Origin of the sequence: Streptomyces sp. 8L (assembly GCF_020176795.1) — a bacterium.
GTDB lineage: Bacteria > Actinomycetota > Actinomycetes > Streptomycetales > Streptomycetaceae > Streptomyces.
On record NZ_JAIUKE010000706.1, the window covers coordinates 1 to 4,166 of the forward strand.

Here is a 4,166-nt window from a genome sequence, read left to right on the forward strand (position 1 = left end):
ACCCCCGCGTCCGCCGCCGCCATCCCGACGGTCACACTGAACAACGGCGTCCTGATGCCCCAGCTCGGATTCGGTGTCTTCCAGGTCCCCGACGACGAGACCACCGCCGCCGTGAGCGCGGCGCTCCAGGCCGGCTACCGCAGCATCGACACAGCGGTGATCTACGGCAACGAGCGCGGCGTCGGGCGCGCTCTCGCCTCCTCGGGCCTGGCCCGCGAGGACCTCTTCATCACCACGAAACTGTGGAACGCCGACCAGGGCTACGAGGCAGCGCTGCGTGCGTTCGACGCCTCACTGGAACGGCTCGGGCTCGACTTCGTCGACCTCTACCTGATCCACTGGCCGGCCCCCGCGAACGACGCCTATCTCGACACCTGGCGCGCCTTCGAGAAGCTGCTGGCCGACGGCCGGACGCGCGCGATCGGTGTGTCCAACTTCCAGCCTGAGCACGTGCGGCGGCTGATCGACAACTCCTCGACGGTGCCCGCCGTCAACCAGATCGAGCTCCACCCGGGGCTCCAGGAGCGGGAGTTGCGCGCGTTCCACGCCCGCCACGGCATCGTGACCGAGGCGTGGAGCCCGCTGGCGCAGGGCGCGCTGCTCACGCACGACACGGTGCGGGACATCGCCGCGCGCCACGGCAGGACGCCCGCGCAGGCCGTCCTGCGCTGGCACCTCCAGACCGGCAACGTCGTGATCCCCAAGTCCGTGACGCCCGAGCGCATCCGGCAGAACCTGGACGTCTTCGGCTTCGAGCTGTCCGGCTCCGAGATGGAGGCGCTGGCCGCCCTGGACAGCGGCATGCGCACGGGCCCGGACCCGGACACGTTCAACTGACCCTGCTCCGCGCACGCCCCACTGAGCGTGCGCACACCGCACTGAGCGTGCACGAAGGCTCCACCGGGCGTCCGGCGCCCGAAAGTCGCGCCGGGCGGGAGGTGTCGGATGCGGCCTAGGCCGACCGTCGCACCGGTATGGGAGCCGCCGCGGAAGCGACCGCGGCGGGAACCATGGCGGCGGTCTTCCCGAACACCGGCTCCGCGCGAGCGGGCCCCGCTGACAGGGCCTCCCCGAGCGGGGTTCGCGTGCCACCGGGCTCCGCGGTCTGCGCGAGGGCCATGGCGAGCTGCTCCCGCGCGGCCGCCAGCGCCCCCTCGGCGGTCCTGGTCCCGGTGGAGACGCAGAGTGTGTACGTGACGTCTTCCAGACGGCGCCGGGATTCCGGCGTGCCCTTCTCCGCGTGCAGGGCACGAAGGGCCTGGAACTGCTCGACGAGGTTGCGCAGAATCGCGGGGTGGGCCATCAGCACGGCGGTCTCCGAGGCAGAGGGGTGAGTTGCTCGGCTTGCCGGGTGCCCGGCGTACGGCCCGTCATGCGCGGGGTTCTGACCGGCCGTCGGTGATCCTCGTCACCAGGCGGCCGTCCGGGCCGGCCCACGGACCACCCGTACGGCACAGGCCGCAGCGCCCACCGTCGAGGTGGGCGCCGCGGCCTGTGTTCCGTGTCCGGGAAGCCCGGGGAGACGTCAGTGTTTGAAGGCGTCCTTGCCCTTCTCCTTGGCCTGACGCGCGTCGCCCTTCGACTTCTCCGCCTGGCCCTCCGCCATCATCCGCTCGTTGCCGAGCATGCGGCCCGCGGTCTCCTTGGACTTGCCCTTCATCTGCTCGCCCTTGGCCTTGGCCTTCTGGTTGTCGCTCACGCTGCTCACGTCCTGACGTCTGTCGTGGAAGTGCTGCTGCACACCGCCTCACCGTGGATCGGCGATCCAAACCCCCGCCGCGGGTCCGCGTCCCCGCGCGGCGCCCTGTCCGCACCCCGCGCTCGGGCCCCCTCGGGCGGATACGACCCCTTCGCCGCTGGTCAGGCGGGGGCGCGCCGCCCGACGTCGTCAGTCCAGCCGGGTGAGGTCGGGGCGCAGCCGGTGCCAGACGGACTGGCGTACGAGACCCGACGCCGTCCAGCCGGAGAAGGTGATCTCGGCGACGAGCCGCGGCTCGGCCCAGTGCGGCGCCGCCACGTCGACCGGGCCCGCGAAGGGCGAGGTGTCACGCGCCAGCACCGAGAAGTAGCGGGCGAGTTCGCGGCGTTCGTCGCCGGAGAGGCCGGAGCCCACGGCGCCCGCGTACCGCAGCCCGGTCTCCTCGGGCACGCCGACGAGGACGGAGCCGGGGAGCCCGCCGAGGCCGCCCCTGCCCTCGCTCCAGCCGCCGAGGACGACGTCGAGTGTGACGAGGTGGCGCGTCTTGCGCCAGTCGGGCGACCGTACGCCCGGGGTGTACGGGGAGGAGAGCCGCTTGGCCACGACGCCCTCGTAGCCGTGGTCGAGCGTGGTCTGCCACGCCTGGCCGCCCCGGCCCGCCAGGTGGGAGGGCACGGACCAGTGGGGCCCGTCGCCGAGGCCGAGGCCCGTGAGCAGGCCGCGCCGCTCCTCGTACGGCACGCGGAGCAGGGATCTGCCGTCGAGCCGCATGATGTCGAACAGGACGAGTCGTACGGGCCAGGTGCGGGCGAGCGCGGCGGCGCGGCGCGGGTCGCCCACGCCCATCCGGCGCTGGAGGAGTCCGAAGTCGGGCCGTCCCGACTCGTCCAGGACGACCACCTCGCCGTCGAGGTCGGCGTCCCGGCCGCGCAGCCGCGCGCCGAGGGGTGCGAGTTCGGGGTAGCGGGCGGTGGTGTCGGTGCCCGCGCGCGCACTGAGGCGTACGGTGCCGTCGCCGGTCGTACCGACGACGCACCGGACGCCGTCCCACTTGACCTCGAACGCCCATCCCGCGCCGGTCCTGTCGTCAGGGGCCGGCGCGGGGACGGCCAGCATCGGCCGCACGAAGAGCCCACTCGGCTGTGTCTGCTCCACACCCGATCATCCGCACAGCCCGGCGCCCCGCGCGACCGCTGGGCCCGCGGCGCCCCGCCGGGCGACGGCTACCCCGGGCCGCCGCCCGTCCGGCGTTCGCGCCCGGGCCCGCGGGACGGGGCGGGCACGGCGGCGCGGACGAGGACTCCTGGCGGGGCCCCGGACGTCAGGGCGCGCAGGGCCAGCAGGAGCACCCCGATGTCGTCGAGGTAGACCGGGTCGGGGACCAGGTCGGTGGGCAGCACCAGGTAGGCGAGCGCGGCCCAGAACACCCAGCGGCGGCCGGTGGGCAGGCCCGCTCTCCGCAGCAGGCGCCGGGCGCGGACGAGGCGCACGGCGAGGGTGACCGCCACCGCGAGCATGGCGGCGACGGCCGCCACGCCCAGTGCGATCCGGAGCCAGAGGCCGTCGTGGTCCATGCCGGGCTGTTCCTTCCGATGGGTTCGCTCCCCGGTCCCCTGCCGGTGATCCCCGCATGCCGGTTACCCCCGAACTGGGCAGGCAGGCGGGCCCGTTCGCCCGGAACGCGACCACGCCGTGCGCCGACCGCGCTCACGCCGGCCACACCGTGCGACGACCGCGCCGTGCGCCGACCGCACCCTCCGCCGACCGCGCTCACACCAGCCACACCGTGCGCCGCGCAGCCCGTGGACGCACACGTAAACGTAATGCACTCACCGAGCCGCATGACGGACGTCACGCTTCAACGGGCCGGGGCCGGCGCCCGCGATCCGTCCGGGCGCCCACATCCGGCCGGATCAGCGCGCGTAGACCGGTCCCGGGGCGGCGGCGCGGCGATTCGGCCAAGATCCACCGGTGGGCAAAACGGCGATACGCCCGCAATCGGGCCGCCGTCATGGCGGCGCGCTTCGCCGCCATTGACCTCCGCAAGACCTTCCCTTTGCACACCACAGACCGCACCGCCGCCCGCGCGGGCGGCTTTCGCGCCACCCGCCGCCGCCATCGGCCGCAGGACCGGAACTCAGTCTTGCCAGCGAAGCAAACGGACCCAAAGATTCAGTCCATGCGATTGACAGGTCCACGGTCAAAAACCGAGCAGCCGAGCACAATCGCGCCTCCGCGGTCCGACCACCCGACGGCCCGTCAGCACCCCCACCCAGGAGGATCAGTGACCATGAAGCGCCTCACCCCCCGCGGCACCGTCTCCAGACGCGCCCGCTACATAGCGGTCGCCACCGGAGTCGTCGCCGTCGCCGCCCTCGCCGCGCCGTCCGCCCTCGCCCAGCCCGCCCCCCTCGCCACGCCCACCGCGACCGCGGCGGCGCACGCCGCCCCGAGCCGCGCCGTCGGC

The 4,166-nt window shown here is 74.0% G+C and carries 4 protein-coding genes and 2 pseudogenes; 2 read left to right on the top strand and 4 right to left on the bottom strand.

Annotation, left to right across the window (positions count from 1 at the left end; translation table 11 throughout):
• The first annotated feature begins 54 nt into the window (after positions 1 to 54).
• Positions 55 to 837 carry an aldo/keto reductase gene (locus tag LCE31_RS37470; protein WP_225022564.1) on the top strand — a complete coding sequence of 261 codons (783 nt, stop codon included), beginning with the start codon at positions 55 to 57 and terminating at the stop codon, positions 835 to 837.
• A gap of 286 nt (positions 838 to 1,123) precedes the next feature.
• Here LCE31_RS37470 and LCE31_RS41035 read toward each other — a convergent pair.
• From LCE31_RS41035 to LCE31_RS37490, 4 genes and pseudogenes are all read right to left on the bottom strand, one after another.
• Positions 1,124 to 1,309: pseudogene (locus LCE31_RS41035) on the bottom strand (DUF5133 domain-containing protein); the annotation flags it as partial.
• A 216-nt stretch (positions 1,310 to 1,525) separates the two neighbouring features.
• Positions 1,526 to 1,699 (bottom strand): CsbD family protein, encoded by a 174-nt coding sequence (locus LCE31_RS37480; RefSeq protein WP_225022560.1) that lies wholly within the window; start codon positions 1,697 to 1,699, stop codon positions 1,526 to 1,528.
• A 189-nt stretch (positions 1,700 to 1,888) separates the two neighbouring features.
• Positions 1,889 to 2,815: a non-homologous end-joining DNA ligase gene (gene ligD, locus LCE31_RS37485; protein ID WP_225022565.1), complete on the bottom strand. Its 927-nt coding sequence runs from the start codon at positions 2,813 to 2,815 to the stop codon at positions 1,889 to 1,891.
• Between the two features lie 107 nt (positions 2,816 to 2,922).
• Positions 2,923 to 3,273, bottom strand: coding sequence for a YkvA family protein (locus LCE31_RS37490; protein ID WP_225022562.1), 351 nt, complete (start codon positions 3,271 to 3,273; stop codon positions 2,923 to 2,925).
• Between the two features lie 710 nt (positions 3,274 to 3,983).
• Between LCE31_RS37490 and LCE31_RS37495 the strand changes: the two are divergent.
• A pseudogene (locus LCE31_RS37495) lies at positions 3,984 to 4,166 on the top strand (serine protease); the annotation flags it as partial.

Coding starts and splice junctions, on each gene's coding strand:
- LCE31_RS37470 (WP_225022564.1), top strand. CDS start 55: ATGCCCCAGCTCGGATTCGGTGTCTTCCAGGTCCCCGACGACGAGACC.
- ligD (WP_225022565.1), bottom strand. CDS start 2,815: ATGCTGGCCGTCCCCGCGCCGGCCCCTGACGACAGGACCGGCGCGGGA.
- LCE31_RS37490 (WP_225022562.1), bottom strand. CDS start 3,273: ATGGACCACGACGGCCTCTGGCTCCGGATCGCACTGGGCGTGGCGGCC.